Source organism: Clostridium sp. 1001271st1 H5 (genome assembly GCF_005845215.1).
Classification (GTDB): Bacteria; Bacillota; Clostridia; order Lachnospirales; family Lachnospiraceae; genus Enterocloster.
In genome coordinates this window covers 1-2,249 of the sequence record NZ_SPHO01000056.1, presented here as the reverse complement: position 1 = coordinate 2,249, position 2,249 = coordinate 1, and the positions used below count along the sequence as shown (strand labels likewise).

The 2,249-nt window shown below is 47.6% G+C and carries 2 protein-coding genes and 1 pseudogene; all 3 read right to left on the bottom strand.

The genetic code is table 11. From position 1 onward, the window contains the following. Positions 1–781 (bottom strand): annotated as a pseudogene (locus FGS84_RS30490) (hypothetical protein); the annotation flags it as partial. A 207-nt stretch (positions 782–988) separates the two neighbouring features. After that, entirely contained in the window at positions 989–1,597 is a 609-nt protein-coding gene (locus tag FGS84_RS30485) for a DUF6550 family protein (RefSeq protein WP_138311874.1), read from the bottom strand. A 74-nt stretch (positions 1,598–1,671) separates the two neighbouring features. Continuing rightward, the gene (locus FGS84_RS30480) at positions 1,672–2,217 is read right to left on the bottom strand and encodes a hypothetical protein (RefSeq protein WP_002593814.1); all 546 of its coding nucleotides are present in this window, start codon (positions 2,215–2,217) and stop codon (positions 1,672–1,674) included. Positions 2,218–2,249 lie beyond the last annotated feature (32 nt).

Genomic DNA, 2,249 nt, shown 5'->3' with positions numbered 1-2,249 from the left:
AGCTTCTTCCTCCTACGGAAAATGTTACGGATACCGGATGATCCGGATCACTCTGTCCTCCGCTTACCTCTACTGCCGTAATCACTTCCGTGTTAGTCCTATACTCATAATCATAGGTCGTGATCTCCGGTTCCTCTGGTGGCACATCCCGAAACCGTACAATGCCAAGTCCCAGGGAACTTTTTATTTCACTGTTGGAACGGATTCCCGATGTAGGACCTCCCCAAGCCGGATATCCCAGATCCGGTGTTTCCAAAAACATAGAAAGTGGTAGATTCTGAAATGCCACTGTTGGAAGGACAGCACGAAGCCCACCACTTAACATCTCATCATAGAGCGCTGCCTCTGTTGCTGTAACTGCAATCAGGGTTCCTTGAAATTTAAGAAAACTGATCGGCTCCAATAAGAGCCTATACTCCCCTCCCACCAGTGTGTCAAAATCCATTCCAGTCAGTCCTGCAATGCTGCGCACCACCTGTTCATCTGTAAAATAACTTTTAATCTGCTCAATATTTGCCTGCCCCAGACTTTTCGAGCTGATGATTCTGGGTAGAGACTGTGCCGGATTTACATACTCATATGGATTGGTATCAATCATCAAAGCACTTCCTCTGGTATAAGACATTTTACTGACTTTCCCAAAGGAGTAGGCAATATTCGGATGCTTGTTTGTTAAGTCAATCGGTCTTGTTACCGGATCATGACTCTCTGCCCGAATGACAGTAACCCGCACCCCTTCATTTCCCGGTGACCATGAATTCTGACTGGTCCCCTGTCCCATACTTCCGCCGCCCCCATCAAGATTTCCGTCCCCTACTGCATAAACCTGGATGGAGAGTATCAAAGACAGTAAGATTGAGACTATGAAAAACACACATTTCTTCTGTTTCAAGTATCCTCCTTTCCAACCACAGGAAGCCTTGTTTCCTTCCCTGGTATCTGGGAAAAGAAAAAACACCACATTGATGTGGTGCTTCTTCTTTCTGTCTTAATCCATAATGCCAATCTTATTCCCGTTTTCATACATATCTTCTGCTGCAGTTCCAGAGCCTCCTCCTCCATGGTTTTCTACCCAGCCGAATCCTGGAACATAGATCTGGTTCCCGGAAGTATCTCCTGCCTGCGGCTGTTCCGGATCTGCTACCGGTTCGGACGGTTTTTCTACCGCTTCATGATCCACGGGAACCGGAGGGGTATCCTGCTTTGTACCATCTGGTTTTTGTGTTGGATCTGTCAGGATCGCCTTGCTTGGCGGTTCTGGTTTAGTTGGTTTTGGTTGGATACTCTGCGTTGTCTGATCAGTCTGTGGCGACCGGCTGTCCACCGCCTGAGTGTCTGTTTCCTGATTTTCTCCGATTCCTGGATGAATCACAAGGCTCTCTTCTTCTCTGGATACTACTTTACTTTCCTCTTCCTTCTTTTCAAAATCTCCAGGATCTACAATCAATTCCGTTTCCGTCTCCCCTGTTCCTGGCAGAACATCTTCACCGGACGGTTTCGGACCAAACTGCATTCCAATGGCAGCGATCAGGCCGATTCCTATGAGCACGCCGCCCAAAATTGCCAGATTCTTTTTCATCTTCTCTGTCAGTTTCATGATTCTGCTCCTCCTTTATCCTGTTTTGTTATGCACAACATACTATACAATCCTCTCAAAGTCCAGGTCATTCCCTAGAACACCTCTGTATATCCAGCCTGTACCTTCAATGTGATCCACATGGATGGAAGAATCCGGCCGCCAAACCGAACTGGAACCTCCAGTCTAACAATGGCATCTGCCTCAAACCGCTGCGCATGGGCTGGATCCGATGGGGCCAGAGGTGCATTCCGAAGCGTCACTTGCAGGCTATCTATGGCAAACTCCATTGCAGTTCCAGTATCCGCATACTTTACATGCCTGCCACCAGACAATTGGGTCCCTATGGTTTCATCCAGATAATCATAAATGTCCCCTTCATTCAGATCTTCTTCCCAGCTTCCCTCTCCAAATGGAACATAGCTGCCAGAATATCCCTCCCTGACTCCATGATACACACCTGCATAATTATCATTGACTGTGGAAATGACAGCATCCTCCACGGCTTCCCGCACACCTGCCGCAATGACTTGAAGCCGGAAATACTCACTAATCCCACACATCAGAATAATCAGCGAAAGAACAATCCCGATGGTCATGGGAAATGAGGAGGCTCGCCTGTCTCTCAGTATCTCTTTCATCCGTTTCCGCAATCCCTCCACCTCATTTCCAG

Bases quoted from the DNA above. Each gene is read 5' to 3' on its own strand.
- FGS84_RS30480 (WP_002593814.1), bottom strand. From the start codon at position 2,217: ATGAAAGAGATACTGAGAGACAGGCGAGCCTCCTCATTTCCCATGACC.
- FGS84_RS30485 (WP_138311874.1), bottom strand. From the start codon at position 1,597: ATGAAACTGACAGAGAAGATGAAAAAGAATCTGGCAATTTTGGGCGGC.